Source organism: Paenibacillus silviterrae (assembly GCF_030167925.1).
In the GTDB taxonomy this organism is placed as follows: Bacteria; Bacillota; Bacilli; order Paenibacillales; family NBRC-103111; genus Paenibacillus_G; species Paenibacillus_G silviterrae.
This window is the reverse complement of the sequence record NZ_JASKUT010000002.1, coordinates 1,929,536-1,947,008: the sequence shown is the minus strand read 5'-3', so window position 1 is coordinate 1,947,008 and position 17,473 is coordinate 1,929,536. Positions and strand designations below refer to the sequence as shown.

Below are 17,473 nucleotides of genomic sequence, written 5' to 3'. Positions count from 1 at the left end.
TATCCAATTCAACGTTTCGATGATTCCACTGAGGGTATCTTGTGGGACAATGTGAGTGAGCTGTCCGTCAGTCACTATCAATGGCTCGATAACGGATATGCCCCCGAGGTGAAGGCCGCTATTGCGTATACCTCCGAGCGATTGCATCTGCAATTTCGCGTCTATGAGTCTATGCCCAAGGTTAGCTACTATACGCCGAACGAGCCCGTATGCAAGGACAGCTGTGTGGAATTTTTCGTTCAGCCGCTCCCGGACAGCGATCCCCGGTATGTCAACTTCGAGCTGAACGCCGCCGGAACCTTGCTCTTGAAGCTGGGGGAGGACCGCCACGATCGTATATTTCTGGAGGAGCCTGAGCCGGATGCATTCCGAATTCGCACCATGACCGAATGCAAGGATCCGATCGATGGACGCGATTATTGGCTTGTCTCTCTCTCGATACCTTTCGCTTGGCTTCAAACGCTGTACCCTTCGTTTCAGGCGAAGCCCGGCCACAGGCTGCGGGGAAATCTCTACAAATGCGGGGATGAAACGCCGCTTCCCCATTACGGGAGCTGGAGCCCTGTCACATCGGATAGGCCGGATTTTCACCGCAGCTGCGATTTCGGCGATCTCGTGCTTGGGTAACAGAGAAAGGAAGGGCCTTTAACCGAGCGCGGGTTGGCCCTTCTTGAAGGCTTGCCGGATTTGCAGCTCCCGACCGTCCCAATCGAATATTGCCAGATCGGCTTGCGCCCCGACGCGCAAGCCTTCTTGCGTCGGCAGGCCCATGAATCGGGATGGCGCGACGGAGGCCAGATCCCAAGCCTGCGGCAAGGTGCAAAGCCCCCTTCGAACCAGATAAGCGATCTGATATGCGGGCAGCTTCACGGAGCCGGCTAGCAGACCGGGCTGCTCCTGCATATGCAGCTTCCCTTCCGGGGTGAGCACCACCTTGCCTCCGATATGGTGCGTGTACGTCCCTGGGGGCATGCCGCTGAAGGAAACCGCATCGCTGACCAGCATCGCCCGATCGCCCTTCACCTTAAGGATCACCTTAAGAACGGAATCCGGCAGATGGAAGCCGTCGGCAATAAAGCAGGCGGACAAGCGCTCCTCCGCAAGCTGATCCCAGATGTAGTTCGGATGCCGCGGCAGGGTGAGATGGGCGCCATTCCCAAGATGCGTGGACATGCTTGCTCCTGCCGCAGCTGCTTCCTCGATCTGCCCGGCGGCAGCCGCCGTATGACCGATGGACACCGTGACCCCGCTTGCCGAACACTTGGCTATGAAGGCGGAGGAGCCGGGCCATTCCGGTGACAGCGTAATGATGCGGATATGCCCTTCGGCCGCTTCCTGCCAGCGCTGGAACAAGTCCCAGTCCGGCGCGATCACGTGCTCCCGGGGGTGAGCGCCTCGCGGCCCGTCCTCGGGGGAAATGAACGGTCCCTCGAGATGGATGCCAGCGATACTTTCGCTGTCTTTATTGCCGCTTCGAATCGCTTTGGCCAACACTTTCAAGGAAGCTTCGATCACACTGCTGCCGTTCGTAATGATCGTAGGATAGTAGGAGGTGACTCCCTCTTTCCTCAGGGCCTGCGACATCTGGTGAATGGCTTCCTCTTGCAGAGGCGGCGCATTGAAGTCCCGTCCGCCGTAGCCGTTAATCTGCAGATCCACAATACCCGGGGCGATCCAGGGCAATGCTTCATCGGGCTCTGGAGCGAACGGCTCGAGCCTGGAGATAAGTCCGTTCACCATATGCAAACGGATGGGCTTTTCTGTCCGGTAGTGTCGTCCCTTAAGCTCCATAGGAGTCACGGTCCACAAACAGGATGCAGCTGGGATGCTGCCGCAGAACGGTCGCCGGGCATGCTGTCGAAATTGCGTCGTTCAACGTCTTCTCCACGGCAAGCCTCTTAGTTGGTCCCGGTACCATGCAGAACAGGTGAGAGCCGGACAGCAGGGCAGGGATCGTCAGCGTCAGCGCATGGGTAGGAACGTCCTCCAGCGCTGCGAAGCAGCCGTCGTTCACCTGCTGTCTCCGACAGGCCTCCTCCAGCTCTACAGGCTTCACTACTTCCGTATCCTTGAAGTCGGCTACCGGCGGGTCGTTAAAGGCAAGGTGCCCGTTCTCCCCGATGCCGAGACAAACGATGTCGATCGGCGCCTCCTTCAGCAGAGCGGTATAACGCTCGCATTCCTCCTCCTGCGGTTTCGTGCTGTCGATCAGATGAACCTGACCCGGCTTCACCAGATCGAACAGCCTCTCCTTCAGGAAGGCCCCGAAGCGCTGAGGCGCATCTTCCGGCAAGCCGATGTATTCATCCATATGAAACACGGTAACTCTCGACCAGTCGATGCCTTCCTCCTTGACGAGCGAAGCTAGAAACTCATTTTGCGACGGTGCCGCCGCGAATACCATCCTCAGCTGCTCCTGTGCGGACAGCAGCTCCTTCATCTTCTGTGCCGCCGCCGCGCACGCGGCTGCCCCCAGATCTGCCCTGTTCTCGTATAACCGAACTTGTAAGCGGTCTACTTGCCTTGCTTCCATGGCCTCAACGGCTCGAATATTAGACAATCGAATCCACCCTCCCGATTTCTTGATCTACACGTTCAGAGTAAGACATTTCCGGGTCCGGTTCAATCGCTAAACCATCCGATCTATGCTCATATCAGCAAGTACATCGGAAAAGGAATACAAATGGGAAGAACTGTAGATATTGCCACTGTCCGCTGACCCAGCCCCTAGGGACACCTGTAATTGCACATCTGCCACTACACGAACCAATTCGCACGTAAATCCGACCATCATGGAGCTAGACTAGAAAGTAGACACACTCTATCAGCGACCTGGTACAATAAAATAAACTAAAAGGTCGAGGTGTGTCATGGGAGATATTCGTCAGCATTTTGATGAAGAGTTCAAGCGTCAAACCGTAAAACACATGCAAGAGAGTGGGAAAACCCCAGCCGAAGTATCCAAGGAATTGGATATCCCCGTAAGCAGCATTCGGGCGTGGAGAAAGCAGTTTACCAACACGGGTGAAAAGTCACAACTGTTTGTCGATTACGAACGACTCAAAAAGCTCGAAGAGATGAATCGAGAACTTCAAGAGGAGAACGAGATTCTAAAAAAGGCGATGCACTTCTTCACGAAAAACCGAGACTGATTTACGCGTTTATCCGTAAATTCCGCTTCCAGTTTCGTGTTGAGAAGATGTGCTCTGTGATGGGCGTTTCCCGAAGCGGTTACTACAAGTGGCTGAACCGAAAGCCGAGCGAACAGGAAAAGCTTCGCAAGAAACGGATGAAGCGAATCCAGCATCATTTCTATGCCTACAAGCGTCGTTACGGCAGTGATAAGATTGCAGCCAAATTGCGTGAAGAAGGCGATACCATCTCGACGAAAACAGTGGCTCGCCTGATGAAAGAGATGGGGCTGTGCTCTTGCACAGTGAAGAAATACAAAGCAACCACCAACTCGAAACATAATCAACCGGTGTATGACAATGTGTTAAACCGCGGCTTTAACGTACTTGCACCGAACAAGGTATGGGTAACAGATATTACGTACATTGGGACATCTCAGGGCTGGGTTTACCTAGCGAGCGTGATGGACCTCTACTCTCGCAAAATTGTCGGTTGGGCGCTTGGGGAGCGAATGACCAAAGAACTAGTGTTGGAGGCGTTTGACCAGGCTTGTGAACGGCAAAAGCCTCCTCCAGGTTTAATTCACCATTCTGATCGAGGCTCACAGTATGCCTCAAACGAATACCGCGAGCGGCTGACGAAGCATGAGATGATTGGCAGCATGAGTCGTAAGGGCAACTGCTACGACAATGCATGTATCGAGTCCTTCCACAGCGTAATGAAGAAAGAGCTCGTGTACCAAACGAAGTTTCACACCCGAAAACAGGCGTATGATGCAATTTACCGGTACATTGAGTTCGACTACAACCGGATCCGCATCCACTCGACGATTGGTTATCTCACCCCGCATCAGTGCGAGAAGAGGTACTATGAACAACACCGGGTCTCCTAGTTTCTGTGTCTACTTTCTTGACAGAGGTCCAGGAACCCCGCCTAATCGCGTATTTGCCACTACACTCGCGGATCCCAGCACTCGTGACGCCTCTAATCGCACTTCTACCACTACACGATCCAATTTTGCACGAAATGCCGCCTTCACGCACGCCTAATCGCATATTTGCCACTACACACTCGAATCCCCGCCCACGCGACACTTGTAATCGCATATCTACCACTACACACTCCAATTCGCACGAAATGCCGCCATCTCGCACACCTAATCGCATTTCTGCCACTACACTCGCCTACCCCAGCACTCGCGACGCCTCTAATCGCACATCTGCCACTACACACTCCAATTCGCACGTAAATCCGACCATCACCCCCGCATAATCGCATATTTGCCACTACACACTCGAATCCCCGCCCTCGCGACACTTGTAATCGCACATCTGCCACTACACACTCGCCTATCCCAGCACTCGCGACGCCTCTAATCGCACATCTGCCGCCCTCACCACACCTGTAACCGCAATCCTGCCACTGCAGAGAAAATTCCCTGAGCAGCTTCTGCTCAGGGATTACTAATGCTTATAATTTGTTCTTCTCCGCATAAACTGCCATCGTATCGCACATAAATTGTGCCAAGCCTTCTCCAAACTTATCGATGTTCTTCGTAAAGCGCTCGTCGTCTACGTACATCCGGCCCAGCCCCGCGAAGGCTTCCAGCGAGTAGCTGCCCATCCGGTTCAGGAACACATACCATTCTTGAATCGCCGCTTGCGCCTCTTCCGATTCCGGGGAGACGTGCCGAAGCGCCGCCAGCCGCTGATAAATCTCGTTCATTTCCGTGCCGAGCTGCCCCTGCTCTTCCTTGGACATGCTGCCAAGCTTCGCTTTGGATCGATCCACGGCGTCGTTCCCCCAACGCTCCCGTGCTTCCTGCTCATACGGATTGCTGCTAAAATCAAAGCCTTCGAATTTCTCTTTGTTTGTCATTTGAATTTCTCCTTTCGCATGCTTCATCGTCTTATCAATCGTCGCGATCATTTGATCGAGCCGGCGCCGCTTCTCAAGAAGCAGGCTTCTGTGCATCTCCAAAGCCTCGTTCCGGTTAAAGCCCGGGCTATGGATAATTTCTTTAATTTGATTCAAAGGAAAGCCAAGCTCACGAAAAAACAAGATCTGCTGCAGCGTCTCGAGATTCTCATCGGAATAAAGCCGGTAGCCGGACTCGGTCGTTTGCTCCGGAGTCAACAGACCGATGTCATCATAATGATGCAGTGTGCGCACACTGATCCCAACCAGCTCCGCAACTTCTTTTACCTTCATGCTCATGGCTCGTGCCCCCTTCGCTGTTTACTATAGAGTATAACGTAACGTGAGAGTCAACATAAAAAAAGACCTTAGCAGTAAATCCGCCAAGGCCTACAACCCTCTTAATCCATCAAAGACGCTAATTCGTCCACCATGCTCCCGAACAACCGAAGCGCATCTTCAATCGGCTCCGGGGAGGACATATCGACGCCCGCTCGTTTCAGCTGCTCAAGTGGATAATCGTCCCCGCCGCTGGCCAAGAAGTCAAGGTAACGCTCATTGCCGTTCTCCAGAATTTGCTCGGACAGCGCAATCGCCGCGGCGAACCCAGTCGCGTATTTATACACATAGAAGCTGCGATAGAAATGAGGAATCCGCATCCACTCCAGCGCGATTTCCTCGTCGATCACAACGCCGTCTCCAAAATATGTCTGGTTCAGCTCGTAGTAAAGCTTCGACATGCTTTCCTGCGTCAATGGCTCTCCTGCCGCGCTTCGCTCATGTACGAGCTTCTCGAATTCCGCAAACATCGTCTGACGGTACATCGTTCCCCGGAACTTATCAAGGAAGTGACTGATCAAATATCGTTTGGTCATCTTATCTTCTGTCTTTTTGAGGAGATGGCGAATGAGCAGCGCTTCATTTACGGTAGAAGCCACCTCTGCCGTAAAAATCGTATAAAATGCATAAGTATACGGAAGAGACTTATGCGAACGATAAGCATGCATGGCGTGACCCATCTCATGGGCCAAAGTAAACATGCTGCCCAAATTGTTCTTATGATTTAACAGAATGAACGGATGAACTCCGTACACCCCCCAGTTATATGCCCCGCTCGACTTGCCCTCCTTCTCGTAGACGTCGATCCATTCGGCTTCGCGGGCGTATTGGAGTGTCTGGATATATTCATCTCCCAGCGGAGCCAAGCCCTCCAGCATCGTGTCATAAGCCTCATCATACGAGATCTCCAGCTTCGATTCGGGAACAAGCGAGGTATGCATATCGTACATATGGAGCTCATCCAGACCGAGCGCTTTTTTACGCAAATCCAAATATCGATACATCGAAGGCAAATGCTTCTTCACGGTATCGATCAGGTTTTCATAAACCGCCATCGGCACGTTGTCGACGAACAGGGAAGCTTCCAGCGCCGAAGAATAGCTGCGAGTTTCCGCCATGAATACGTTCTTCTTCACGTGGGAGCCGTACAGACTGGCGATCGTGTTCTTCAGCTTGTCATAACCGCTATATAAATTCTTGAACGCCTGCTTGCGGGTCTCGCGGTCCTTATTCTCCAAGAACGAGATATAATTGCTCTGTGTAAGCTTCTCGTCTCCAACCGGCTCGAAGGTAATATCCGCATTGTTCAGCGCAGAGAACGCGTTCGAGGCGGTCTGCGATATATCTCCCATCCGGGCCAGCAGTCTTTCCTGCTCATCGTCCAGCACGTGCGCCTTCTTACGGACAACGCGATCAATCAGCTTGCGGTAATGAGTGAGACCCGGCTCTTCTTCATAGAATGTTTCCCATTGACCGTCCTCCACCTTCAGCATGCTTGGAACCACGTAGGAGGTCGCTGCCGAAAGCTTCGTCCCCAGCGCCTGAACCCGTTGGGTGAGAGCCTGATACTCGCTGCTTTTGTTATCGATGTCGCGGTTCATTTTGGCATAGGCAAACAGCTTGCCGAAGGTTTCCGATGCCTGGTCCTCCAGCCGGAGGATAGCTAAGAGCTCGGACGGCTTCGTCCAGCCGACATAACCGGAGAATGCTGCGATGGTATCCGTCAATCGCCGCAAATCCTCTTCCCAAGCGTCGATGCCCGGGTAAATATGATATAAATTCCAATGAACCGGTGTTGATGCCATGAACGAACAACCTCCTCAGCGATTGAGAGCTTTTTCCAGCCAATCTCGTTCATTATAGCACTTCGCCGTCCCGGAATTAAAGTTATCTTCCGTTGGTTAATTAATAAAACCGGACCTTGCGGTTTGGATCTGATCCCGCGACTGCACGCTGTTCTCCTCTATCAATACCATACTGTAATAACCAATGAAGGCCGACAGAATGAACAAAAGGGTAAGTCTTGTTAAGCTGATCATGAATGATACCCTCCGAACGGAGCATTTTTTATAAGATAGCTCAAGGGTATCATGCAAATCTTACATAACTCTTACCAAATCAATAAGAAATTCTTAAGAACTTATTTCCTCTTGCAGGTCAAACCAAAATCGGAGCACCACATTCCCGTTATCCTCTACGTATTCGGAATCGAGCTTCCCGCCGTTCTTGACGATGGTTCTCGCCGAAGCCTCATTGCTTCGGTCGCAGGTGACAAGAGCACGATCGAGCCCCATAGCTTTGGTAATGCCTAGTGCCAGTGACAGAATGCGGGTCGCATGCCCCTTTCTCCTTGCCGAAGGACGGATGCACTAATCTGGACATAGGCAGTATCCTTTCTTCTGTAAATTTCATCCATGCTAACACGGCAGACCGGGCATCGTCAATCAATCCGTGCTGCTTCTAAAGGCCGGACGTTGTTAGAAAAAAATGAATAATGTCCGGGGCCTCATGGGGAATGATATATAGAAGTAAATGATTTACAGTAGGGGGAAAGTATGCATCCATCAACACGAACCCAACGTTGTTTAGCCGTTCTGTTATTGCTCACAATTGCCATATCGTCTGCCCTGCAGCCGAAAGCACTGGCGGCGGCGACAGCTACCTTAACGATTAAGGCCTCTCCGGACTCCGCTATGGCTACACAAAATGAAGTCGATTCCGACTTGCTCGCCCGCGGTATCCGGCATGCGGTGCGCCGGCCGAACGCTGAGGCTCCTGTAACCGATGCCTACGTCACCGTTCCCGATAACCCACAAGCTAGAACATATGCTGTAGACCGCCGGGGAAATCTGTACGATGACTTATCCCGTGAGCTGCTGGTTCTGCCCTTTGCCGAGCAGTCGGAGCTGCTTCGGCACATATATCATTTACGCGCTAAACATTACGGACAGTTCATTGCTTGGAAGGAAGCGTCCCGCATAATCCCGAGGAAGGCCAAGTTCCAAGTGAAGGACGTGGAGAGCGGCCTGACCTTTCATGTACAGCGGCGAGCCGGCAGCAATCACGCCGATGTACAGCCACTGACGAAGGAAGACACCGCTATTATGAAGAAAATCTACGATGGGCGGTGGAGCTGGCAGCGCAAGGCGATTCTTGTGCTTACGGAACAGGGACAGTATGCTGCCTCCATGCACGGCATGCCTCACGGAGGAGACGGCATTCCGGATAACAATTTTTCCGGCCATTTCTGCATCCACTTCGTCGGCAGCTCCACGCACGGTTCCGGTAACGTAGATCCGGAACATCAGCTGATGATCTACAAAGCGGCGGGCAGATTGGACGAGTACTTCGATCAAGCCTCGCCCTATCAGGTGGTGAACGCGTTTTTCTCCGCCTTTGCCTTGAAGGACGCCCAAATTTTCCGAATGAGCTTCCGCCGGCCTACTGATCGGCAGATGGATTTCTTCGTAAAAGGAAACGGCAAAATTCAGGGCATTCTGCGAAAGCCGCCGATAGAGCAGCAGGACCTGAAGGACCGGCTGCTCATGGAGATTCCTATGGAAGTTAACATTTACCCCGAGGGACAACGCAGGATCAAGACGGGATATACCTTCCGTCTTCAAAGAGCCTCCCTGATCGACCCCTGGAAAATCGAATCCATCGAGATGATCTCCTAAGATGCCGAAGGGCTGCCCCAACCTCCATAAGTTGGGACAGCCTCTCTTCCATTATGAAGCCTGATTCGGAGTGCGATCATAGACGGACAACGCCGCGATACGCTTATACTCCTCGGGAAATAAATAATTACGGATCACCAGATTCGAGGAGGAGGGAGTCCTTGGAGAACGGGTAAAGAAAGAGAAGCAATCACTTAGAAGATCGGTTCCTTCCCACCATACGATCTGCTCCTGACATATACATTGCAGCCCCGCCTGCCATGACAGTTCCTCGAAGACGGCTGCAGACACAGTGCTCCCCCGCCATCCGGGATTATAGTCCGTGGTAAGCTTTCCGGTCTCTTCATTGCGATACATGCCCATATTCGAGTGATGAATGAACCCGGAGCCTCGGGGCTTCAGCTTCCTGCCGAGCTGCATCAGATAAGCCTCCATCACATCTCTCTCCACGTGAACCAGCGAGTCGTAGGAAAAAACGAAGTCAATCGATTCATCGGGGATCATATCGAGCGACTTGCCGTCATTGACAAAATAACGGATGTGACGGTCCTCGGCGAAACGGTTGCGGCAATAATCAATTCCGGCGGCAGATAAGTCTACAATCGTCAGCTCCCGGCACAGCTGCTTCAAGAATTGTGTGCAGCGTCCGTAGCCCGGCGCAATCTCCAGCACATTTCCCGCAGGAAGAAATCTGGAAATACGAGGGTACAGCGTTCCCATCCATAGACCTGATGTGCCTCCCCACCATTCCGACCATTCGTCACCTGCTTGCGGCCAATGATATTGGCGCGACCAAGTTGCGTTGTTCTCTTCAATGCTAGGCATGTCGATCTCCCCTTCTACTTTACTAGAATCTACCAATTGGTAAATTTTATTCCAGTATATTGGAAAGTGAAACAACAAACAATCCTTTGCCTGCTCTGTTACCACTATTAAATTTAAATTAATTTATGGTAAAATGATTCAAAACCTATGATATGATCAAACTGCTACGAATCGTGTATTGGAAATGAGCTAGATAGGAAGCTAGACATGCCGATATCAAATTACCCTTTTCTTTCAAACTTCCACTGCTTCTTATGAAAGGAATTATGATCATGGCAAATCTAAGGATGGACAAGGATGCTTTCTTTGTTCATGCGTTCGAGAAGGCTCCTATCGGCATGGCTTTCGTATCTTTGAACGGATATTTTCTAAAAGCGAACGAAGCGCTGCGTCATATGTTCGGATATTCCAATGATGAGCTGCTCGCCATGCGTTATCAAGACATTACGGAGAAGCAGGATCTCGAATCTAGCATGGAACAAGTCAGGAAATTGCTAGAAGGTGAAGCGGATCATTTTCAGTTAGAGAAACGTTATGTCCACCCTTCCGGCCGTCTATTATGGGGGCTGACGAGTGCATCTCTGGTTCGTGACGAGGTGGGAACGGCACTTTATTTCATCGTTCAGCTTCAGGACGTTACCACACGAAAGTGCACGGAAAAGCAGCTGCAGGTTAGCAAGCAGCGTTACAAGTCGCTCGTTGAGCAGCACCCTGATCTGGTAATGTCCATTGCGTTGGACGGGACACTCCTTCGAGTAAACGATGCCTGCGAAAGGGTTACCGGCTACTCGAAGCACGAGATGCCGGAAGCCTTTGACAACATGCTTTTAAAAGATCATGAATTGTTCCGCAAGCATTATGAGGAGGCGCTCCTTGGAACATCTCAAGAATTCGAAGGTCGCATCACCCACAAATCGGGACGCGAGGTGCTGCTGCGCGTGACCTACGTACCGATAATCATAGAGGATCGCATTGTTGGTATTTATGCCATCTCCAAGGACGTTACCGAGTTCAAACGGACTACCGAGCAGCTGCGGCATCATCAAGAGCTGTATGAGCTGATCTCGGGCCATGCCCAAGAAATCATTATGTATGCTAAGCCGGACGGGCACATCGAGTATATTTCACCGGCGGTTCAAGCGAAGCTTGGCTTCACTCCGGAGGAATTGAAAGGGTGGCACCTGGCCGATCTATGGCATCCGGAGGACGCTCCCCTGCTAAGAAGCGACGGATTGTTTCATGCTTCGGATGAAGATGTGATCACCAGCCGCATGAGGCACAGGAACGGTCAAGAGCTGTGGTTCGAAACGACATTCAAGGCCATACGTAACGGGCAGGGCGACATAGAAAAGGTGCTGGGTATCAGCCGCGATATCTCGGATCGAAAGGCAGCGGAGGAAGAGGCAAAGCGGGCGCAGCAGATTATGCTCAATACCGAGAAGCTGTCTCTTGCCGGTCAGCTGGCCGCAGGGATTGCCCACGAAATCCGCAATCCGCTCACCGCGATTAAAGGCTTCCTGCAGCTTCTGGAGCGTCAGATCGCGCAAAAGCCGCAGTACTTTGAGATCATTTCCGAAGAGATGAATCGGATTGAGCTCATTCTGAACGAACTGCTTCTTCTGGCTAAGCCGCGCGAGGCCGACTTTCTAAGTAAGGATGTCAGGCATGTAATTGCGCAGGTCATCCAGCTTCTTGAGTCGCAAGCGCTCATGAAAAATGTGCAATTGACGGCAATTATGCAGGAGGCTGAGCTGTCGGTCCACTGCGACGAGAACCAGTTGAAGCAAGTATTTATTAATTTTATTAAAAATGCGATTGAATCCATGTCGAACGGCGGCGTCATCTCCATCGAGGCTTATACGGATCCAAACGGCCGGATGGCGGTCATCAGCATCCAGGATCAGGGCTGCGGCATTCCAAGCGATCAGCTGGCGAGGCTGGGGGAACCCTTTTATACGACGAAGGAAAAGGGCTCCGGGCTCGGCTTTATGGTAAGCAAGCGCATTATCGAGGATCATCAAGGACAGCTGCGCGTTAGCAGCCAAGTGAACCAGGGGACGCTGGTGCAAGTGGTTCTGCCGCTCGTCCCTTAAGAAAGAAGCCCCATAGCCGCTAATAACGGCTATGCGGGTTATTTCTTATTTATGGCGGTTTGGAAAAAATTTATTTTTTTTCTAATATTTCGACAGTAAGTGCGGAAGAGCTGATATACAATCATTCTTGCTAGTAACCTATGATAATCCTCTTCATAGACTTCGCATAAGGAACGAACGACACTACTAAGGAGGAATTTATCAGCATGATGCAGGATGACGGTATTATGGATGTGCAGCAATCGATTCCGTGCCCGAATTGCGGCCGAACGATGCGATTGAATTATGTGCTTTGGAAAGAGCCCCGGTATGTTTGTGAAAGCTTCCGGCAGGACAAGGATTGCGAAATGGTTCTTATGCTGAAGGAATATAGACCGAACTTTGACCGCAGTGCCTCCGCTTCCTAATGACACAAGCACCGGCCTACCGGATGGTAGAATCGGTGCTTGTTTTTTTGAACCATTCGTTTAGGCATGGCCAGCTTTGGAAAGCTTGTTGCTGGGTGCAAACCAACCAAGAAGGGCTATTGCTATTAAGACAGCATAGAAGACCAAGGTCCAGCCCGTGCTATGAGGAAAATGAGGATTCAAAATCCTAATATCCTCGTGGGCAAGCGTTATTACAGCCAGCTTTACCCCAACCCAGGCTACGATCGCATAAGCCGTTGTCTCCAGCGCCGGACGTTGCCCAAGCAGTTTTACAAACCAGGTGGCTGCATATTTTATTAAGACTAAGCCGGCGATCCCGCCAAGAACCACTACAATAAATTGTCCGCCGTCCATCCCGCCGAAATCGCCAAGCGGCGAATCCGGTAATCCAAGAGCAAGCGCTACGGCAGCAAGAATGGAATCTATTGCAAAAGCGAGATCAGCCAGCGCAATTTTTCCTACTGTAGGCCAAAAGCCTTTCCCTGAAGCCTCTTGCTTTACATCCTTGTGAATATTCTCATGTTTCTTACCAAGCCGCGCTTGGATGATGTGCTTTAGACCTAGGTATAGAAGATAGGCCGCGCCAATCGCCTGCACCTGCCAGACATTTGCAATAAAGGAAATCGCAAAAAGAGCGGCAAAACGAAAGACAAAGGCCATAATGATCCCATAGTTAATAGCTCGGTTCTTCTGTTCATCCGGTAAATGCTTGGCAATCACCGCCAGCACCAACGCGTTGTCGGCCGACAGCAATCCCTCCAAACCGATAAGAATGAGTAAAGCCCACGCATACTCCAACCACAATGACTCCAACTTGAATTTCCCCCTTCTACAGCTATGGTAAGTATAGTCTGCCAATAAAGTCATTTTTTATAATATTTTACTTGCCCGACAATACGTATACGTAATTCATTGCCGTTAAGGTTCATTTCATTTTTCCCCGATCAGGAGCGGAGTGAGGTGGTATTCCGGAATCTTGTTCAGAAAAATTTTCCAGCCGTGCCCCCTCATTCGCATCAATGCCTCCGAATGCTTCTGATGTATCCATTCTTTGGCAGGAATGAAGCCGCATGGGCGGCTTACATATTCATTAGAAGAAAGAGGGATGAACCGATGAAAAACTTCACTAAGCACGCCGTATCCACTGCTATTTTGCTTGCAGCCATTGCCGTACCAAGCGTCGCACTTGCCGACAAACCCGATCATGGGGAGAAGAAAACCGGACTGGAGCGCGCACTTCAGAGCGGAAAGAAAAGCGATCGGGCACGGGAAGTACTTGAGCGTAACCTCGAACGCAAGCTGCAGCGTGAGCATGACGAGAATGATGAAGAAAAATCCGATGCATACATCGTGGCTAAAGATAAAGAGGAACTTTCTATCGACTTTGGCGGGACTGATACCGCAGACAGCGTGACGCTGCCGCTGGACGGCTTGCCGGCGAAGGGAGAGCATGGCTCCAGCATTACATGGGTGTCCAGCAACCCTGCGGTCCTGTCGAATGACGGCAAGACGCTCCACCGTCCCGCCTATGGAAGCGCAGATGCAAAGGTGACACTCACGGCAACGCTCACCTACGGGTCGGCTACGGCAACCAAAACGTTTGAATTGACCGTTAAGAGCCAATGGACGGATGCCCAGCGCGTTGCCGCGGATAAAGAGGCTCTTGCCATCACGTTCAGCGGCTCCGACTCCCTTAGCAGTGTCACTGCTCCTGTAACTCTGCCGGCAACGGGACTTCACGGATCTTCCATCACTTGGCTCTCCAGCAACACCTCCGTCGTATCGAATGACGGACGTACCGTGGTTCGACCGGCAGCAGGATCAGGGGATGCAACCGTAGCCCTGACGGCAGTAATCACTTATAACGGCGTGAGTGAAACCAAGACCTTTACACTGACGGTGAAACAGCAGCTCACAGCACAGCAGAAGCTGGCGGCGGACAAAGAAGCTCTCGCCATTACGTTCGCAGACTCGGATTCGCTCAGCAGTGTGACGCGTCCGTTTACGCTCCCGGTCACCGGTGCGAATGGCTCTACCATTACATGGACTTCCAGCTATCCTGCCGTCCTGTCGGCGGATGGTAAAACGGTGAACCGCCCTGCATATGGTGCAGGCGACGCAACGGTTGTCCTAACCGCCACTCTCTCGAACAGCGGCCTGGCGGATGTGAAGGTATTCACAGTGATCGTGAAGCAGCAGCTCAGCGACGCACAGAAGGTGGCGTCCGATAAAGAGGCGCTTGCCATTACGTACAGCGGCACCGATACGGCTTCCAGTGTGACCGGTGCGTTAACGCTGCCTGCCGTTGGGGTGAACGGTTCGACGATCATGTGGGTTTCCAGCGCTCCAGCCATCATCTCGAATGACGGGAAAACGGTTGTTCGTCCGCTGGATGGCCAAGGGGACGCAAGCGTGACACTAACTGCGATTATTGTCGGTAACGGGTACAGCGATACGAAAACCTTTACCGTTACGGTGAAAGAACGATAAAGAAAAAAACTTCTGCTGGATGCCTTCCTAAGGCGACAGCAGAAGTTTTTTATTTGGTAGTTCAAAGCTTCCCCGCTCCTTACTCCACCGGAAGACCGGAAGCTCTCCGAAGCTCGTTGGCCAGCCAATGGAGATAATCCTTCTGTTCCTGGTCATCCGTTTCGTACCATGCGGGAGAAATCCATGTATTGATTATGGTTTGGGCTACGCCTGGATCCAGCACGTTGTCCTCACCTCCGCCGTTTCCGTTTGTACTCCACCATCCCTCGGATCCGTAAGACTCATTCAGATCGACCAGAATGCCGTTCATCGATATATTATTGCGGTACTGATAAATGTGTCTTGCAAGGGATTGCTGCCCCCCGCTCCAAGCATACGTTTGCCAGAATCGGGAGCAAGCGCCCGCAGCACTAACCGCTTCTACGACTCTGTAGGATCCGTAGACCCCTGTATTAAAATTCGGGGTGGCTTCACTGCAGGCCCGAATATATTCGATTACCGTTGGAAGCTGTGCGTTGGTTGCGTCGAAGTCCACTGCGAAGTAAATGGTGCTGCCTTCAGGCTGTCCCACCTCCGCAGCGACCCGCAAAGCCGTCGCCCCATCCGCCAGCCCGGCGCTTCTGCCTCCTAGCGCCCTGTCCGCCGTCGTTTCGAATACCGATACGATCTGCATGCCGGCCTCGCTAATGATTTCGGCTTCCCCCCTTGTCAAACGCTTCCAACCGGTGGGAACAAGATAGCGGCAAATAAATTCGTAGCCGTCATTCGCAAAAGCCGCTGCGGTTTGAGCCGTTAAGGGAGTTGAGCAATCGATGCCTTTTGCCATTGGTGATCCCTCCTTTACTTATCAGCCTATGATATCAACATGAGCTTCGCAGCGGCGAATGCGGATATTTCGTCAAAAATAGGCAACTGTCTCTTGTTTCCTTGCGCCGGGCGATACAGCCTGTTTCGTTCCGGTGAGACTGCTTGTAACCAGAAGTGCTTTCCAGTAGTATGGAGTAGAAATGATTACTATTACACAAGATCAGGGTCGGTGAAACGAAGCGATGAGCCCAGAATGGATAACGAATGTAACGGAAGAGAATCTGCTGGCGCTGCTCGAGCGATTCCGATCCTGGGGACCGCTGCCGGGCATCCTCCTGACCTTTCTTAAATCGTTCATTCCCCCGCTGCCTACGTTACTCATCGTTGGCCTGAATGCAGTCGTATACGGACTTTGGCTCGGCTTCCTGTATTCCTGGATCGGTATGGTCAGCGGCTGCATGGCAACCTTCCTGCTTGTCCGCCGCATTGCGGGTCATCGCCTGCTTGAGCGCTGGTACCGCAAGCCCAAGGTACAGCGGGGCATGCTTTGGATCCGCCGCAATGCCTTCAGCTACGTATTTCTCTTAAGCTTGTTCCCCGTTGGCCCGTTCGTGGTAGTGAATATGGCGGCCGGACTGGCAGGCATGAGAATACGGTCGTTCGCCCTTGCGGTTGCCGCCGGCAAAGGCATCATGATTTTTACCGTTTCTTATTTCGGTCATGATCCCTCCCGCTATGCGGAGAATCCCTGGAGCCTTTTGTACATCGCTGCGATGATTATCGGCTCCCTGGTCGTGATTCGTAAGCTTGAGGCCCGTTATACCAAACAGCTGCAGCACGAGACGTGAAAAAGCCACCCTAGGAGACCGAGTGCTCGAAGGGTGGCTGTATTATTGGTGGAGCCTATACTGCGGGCGGGTTGAGTCGCAGCTCTTCCTCGCTGGTAATTCCCTGCTGAATCGCAAGGCGGCGAAGCGTGCGGTAAAGCTCCGCCTTCGTCGAATCCACATAAGGCATGACGAAGAAAATGCCGACGATAAATACAATGAGGCCCAATAAATACCATCCGATAAAAGAAAGATCAAGAACCCACATCCGGAATTTATGTCCGGCGGTCATTTGCTTGCTGAGCTCGACGGCGCGCTTGTAGCCGATATTGGGATTGTCACTCAGGATATAGGGCACCAGGCTGTAGGCGTACGTCTTGACAATACCCGGGATGATCAGCAGCAGGTACCAAAGGAAGGTGAGCAGTCCTCTCCAGAACATAGCTTTAATAATGTCCCAGTACCTGCCCTTGTCAAAAGAATAGACGATATGAGCGAGATTCACGTCCTGCTCCGCGGCCTGCTTGAAGTAGAGTCTTCCTCCCACCTCAAGAGGATAGCCCAGCAGGATTCGAAACGCCATCAAGATGACAAACACGACAAGACCGATCAGCAGAGCTATCGCCAGGATCACCCAGACAAAAGAACCGTCTCCGTCGGGAGAGAAGGAATTCCAGCCGAAGGACGGCGAATTCCCTGATGTGCCGCCGCCACCTCCGCCCCCTCCAAAATTATAGGAGCCCCCTAACCCTCCTGTCGCAATGACAATCACCAGACTGGCCAGAAACGCCTTCCAGTAGGAGCCTTTGAGTGCCTCCTTAGCTCTGGCTTTGAGCTCCGCTCGTGTCCACACACTGCATTCCTCCTTTTAAAAAATAATTGGATGATCAATATTACGCTATCTCTTCTGATTAGTTTCGTTTACTATCCTATACATC

At 51.9% G+C, this 17,473-nt stretch carries 16 protein-coding genes and 1 pseudogene; 7 read left to right on the top strand and 10 right to left on the bottom strand.

The window, feature by feature from the left end; genetic code table 11:
* Positions 1 to 39 precede the first annotated feature (39 nt).
* Positions 40 to 627, top strand: a complete 588-nt coding sequence (locus tag QMO62_RS31535; protein WP_284646436.1) for a carbohydrate-binding family 9-like protein — start codon at positions 40 to 42, stop codon at positions 625 to 627.
* Between the two features lie 18 nt (positions 628 to 645).
* Here QMO62_RS31535 and QMO62_RS31530 read toward each other — a convergent pair whose 3' ends face one another.
* Both QMO62_RS31530 and QMO62_RS31525 read right to left on the bottom strand, forming a co-directional pair.
* Complete coding sequence (locus QMO62_RS31530; protein WP_284646435.1) at positions 646 to 1,740, bottom strand: N-acetylglucosamine-6-phosphate deacetylase; 1,095 nt, start codon at positions 1,738 to 1,740, stop codon at positions 646 to 648.
* A 40-nt stretch (positions 1,741 to 1,780) separates the two neighbouring features.
* Positions 1,781 to 2,533 carry a glucosamine-6-phosphate deaminase gene (locus tag QMO62_RS31525; protein ID WP_284646747.1) on the bottom strand — a complete coding sequence of 251 codons (753 nt, stop codon included), beginning with the start codon at positions 2,531 to 2,533 and terminating at the stop codon, positions 1,781 to 1,783.
* A gap of 346 nt (positions 2,534 to 2,879) precedes the next feature.
* Here QMO62_RS31525 and QMO62_RS31515 point away from each other — a divergent pair.
* Positions 2,880 to 4,024, top strand: a pseudogene (locus QMO62_RS31515) (IS3 family transposase).
* 578 nt (positions 4,025 to 4,602) lie between these two features.
* Here QMO62_RS31515 and QMO62_RS31510 read toward each other — a convergent pair.
* The 4 genes from QMO62_RS31510 to QMO62_RS31495 all read right to left on the bottom strand — a co-directional run bounded on the left by QMO62_RS31510 (position 4,603) and on the right by QMO62_RS31495 (position 7,682).
* Positions 4,603 to 5,349 carry a MerR family transcriptional regulator gene (locus QMO62_RS31510; RefSeq protein ID WP_284646434.1) on the bottom strand — a complete coding sequence of 249 codons (747 nt, stop codon included), beginning with the start codon at positions 5,347 to 5,349 and terminating at the stop codon, positions 4,603 to 4,605.
* Positions 5,350 to 5,450: 101 nt separating this feature from the next.
* A complete protein-coding gene (gene pepF / locus QMO62_RS31505) occupies positions 5,451 to 7,193 on the bottom strand; it encodes an oligoendopeptidase F (RefSeq protein WP_284646433.1) in 1,743 nt (580 codons plus the stop codon).
* A 96-nt stretch (positions 7,194 to 7,289) separates the two neighbouring features.
* Positions 7,290 to 7,427, bottom strand: a complete 138-nt coding sequence (locus tag QMO62_RS31500) for a hypothetical protein (protein WP_284646432.1) — start codon at positions 7,425 to 7,427, stop codon at positions 7,290 to 7,292.
* A gap of 93 nt (positions 7,428 to 7,520) precedes the next feature.
* On the bottom strand, positions 7,521 to 7,682 hold the full coding sequence (locus QMO62_RS31495; RefSeq protein ID WP_284646431.1) for a GNAT family N-acetyltransferase: 162 nt from the start codon (positions 7,680 to 7,682) through the stop codon (positions 7,521 to 7,523).
* 261 nt (positions 7,683 to 7,943) lie between these two features.
* Here QMO62_RS31495 and QMO62_RS31490 point away from each other — a divergent pair, with 261 nt between their 5' ends.
* Positions 7,944 to 9,065: a hypothetical protein gene (locus QMO62_RS31490; RefSeq protein WP_284646430.1), complete on the top strand. Its 1,122-nt coding sequence runs from the start codon at positions 7,944 to 7,946 to the stop codon at positions 9,063 to 9,065.
* Positions 9,066 to 9,116: 51 nt separating this feature from the next.
* On the opposite strand, the gene QMO62_RS31485 is transcribed toward QMO62_RS31490, so the two are convergent.
* Positions 9,117 to 9,890, bottom strand: a complete 774-nt coding sequence (locus tag QMO62_RS31485; protein WP_284646429.1) for a class I SAM-dependent methyltransferase — start codon at positions 9,888 to 9,890, stop codon at positions 9,117 to 9,119.
* Between the two features lie 272 nt (positions 9,891 to 10,162).
* Between QMO62_RS31485 and QMO62_RS31480 the strand changes: the two genes are divergently transcribed.
* Complete coding sequence (locus QMO62_RS31480; RefSeq protein WP_284646428.1) at positions 10,163 to 11,983, top strand: PAS domain S-box protein; 1,821 nt, start codon at positions 10,163 to 10,165, stop codon at positions 11,981 to 11,983.
* Positions 11,984 to 12,189: 206 nt separating this feature from the next.
* Positions 12,190 to 12,390 (top strand): hypothetical protein, encoded by a 201-nt coding sequence (locus QMO62_RS31475; RefSeq protein ID WP_284646427.1) that lies wholly within the window; start codon positions 12,190 to 12,192, stop codon positions 12,388 to 12,390.
* A gap of 60 nt (positions 12,391 to 12,450) precedes the next feature.
* Here the strand turns inward: QMO62_RS31475 and QMO62_RS31470 are convergent, their stop codons facing one another.
* Positions 12,451 to 13,224 (bottom strand): TerC family protein, encoded by a 774-nt coding sequence (locus tag QMO62_RS31470; protein WP_284646426.1) that lies wholly within the window; start codon positions 13,222 to 13,224, stop codon positions 12,451 to 12,453.
* Between the two features lie 300 nt (positions 13,225 to 13,524).
* Here QMO62_RS31470 and QMO62_RS31465 point away from each other — a divergent pair, with 300 nt between their 5' ends.
* A complete protein-coding gene (locus tag QMO62_RS31465; protein ID WP_284646425.1) occupies positions 13,525 to 14,901 on the top strand; it encodes an immunoglobulin-like domain-containing protein in 1,377 nt (458 codons plus the stop codon).
* Positions 14,902 to 14,980: 79 nt separating this feature from the next.
* On the opposite strand, the gene QMO62_RS31460 is transcribed toward QMO62_RS31465, so the two are convergent.
* The gene (locus tag QMO62_RS31460; protein WP_284646424.1) at positions 14,981 to 15,727 is read right to left on the bottom strand and encodes a DUF1906 domain-containing protein; all 747 of its coding nucleotides are present in this window, start codon (positions 15,725 to 15,727) and stop codon (positions 14,981 to 14,983) included.
* Between the two features lie 223 nt (positions 15,728 to 15,950).
* On the opposite strand from QMO62_RS31460, the gene QMO62_RS31455 reads away from it, so the two are divergent.
* Positions 15,951 to 16,556, top strand: coding sequence for a TVP38/TMEM64 family protein (locus tag QMO62_RS31455; protein WP_284646423.1), 606 nt, complete (start codon positions 15,951 to 15,953; stop codon positions 16,554 to 16,556).
* Positions 16,557 to 16,611: 55 nt separating this feature from the next.
* Here QMO62_RS31455 and QMO62_RS31450 read toward each other — a convergent pair whose 3' ends face one another.
* Positions 16,612 to 17,388: a DUF975 family protein gene (locus QMO62_RS31450; RefSeq protein WP_284646422.1), complete on the bottom strand. Its 777-nt coding sequence runs from the start codon at positions 17,386 to 17,388 to the stop codon at positions 16,612 to 16,614.
* Positions 17,389 to 17,473 lie beyond the last annotated feature (85 nt).

Bases quoted from the DNA above. Each gene is read 5' to 3' on its own strand.
- QMO62_RS31530 (WP_284646435.1), bottom strand. From the start codon at position 1,740: ATGGTGAACGGACTTATCTCCAGGCTCGAGCCGTTCGCTCCAGAGCCC.
- QMO62_RS31525 (WP_284646747.1), bottom strand. From the start codon at position 2,533: ATGGAAGCAAGGCAAGTAGACCGCTTACAAGTTCGGTTATACGAGAAC.
- QMO62_RS31510 (WP_284646434.1), bottom strand. From the start codon at position 5,349: ATGAGCATGAAGGTAAAAGAAGTTGCGGAGCTGGTTGGGATCAGTGTG.
- pepF (WP_284646433.1), bottom strand. From the start codon at position 7,193: ATGGCATCAACACCGGTTCATTGGAATTTATATCATATTTACCCGGGC.
- QMO62_RS31500 (WP_284646432.1), bottom strand. From the start codon at position 7,427: ATGATCAGCTTAACAAGACTTACCCTTTTGTTCATTCTGTCGGCCTTC.
- QMO62_RS31495 (WP_284646431.1), bottom strand. From the start codon at position 7,682: ATGGGGCTCGATCGTGCTCTTGTCACCTGCGACCGAAGCAATGAGGCT.
- QMO62_RS31490 (WP_284646430.1), top strand. From the start codon at position 7,944: ATGCATCCATCAACACGAACCCAACGTTGTTTAGCCGTTCTGTTATTG.
- QMO62_RS31485 (WP_284646429.1), bottom strand. From the start codon at position 9,890: ATGCCTAGCATTGAAGAGAACAACGCAACTTGGTCGCGCCAATATCAT.
- QMO62_RS31480 (WP_284646428.1), top strand. From the start codon at position 10,163: ATGGCAAATCTAAGGATGGACAAGGATGCTTTCTTTGTTCATGCGTTC.
- QMO62_RS31475 (WP_284646427.1), top strand. From the start codon at position 12,190: ATGATGCAGGATGACGGTATTATGGATGTGCAGCAATCGATTCCGTGC.
- QMO62_RS31465 (WP_284646425.1), top strand. From the start codon at position 13,525: ATGAAAAACTTCACTAAGCACGCCGTATCCACTGCTATTTTGCTTGCA.
- QMO62_RS31460 (WP_284646424.1), bottom strand. From the start codon at position 15,727: ATGGCAAAAGGCATCGATTGCTCAACTCCCTTAACGGCTCAAACCGCA.
- QMO62_RS31455 (WP_284646423.1), top strand. From the start codon at position 15,951: ATGAGCCCAGAATGGATAACGAATGTAACGGAAGAGAATCTGCTGGCG.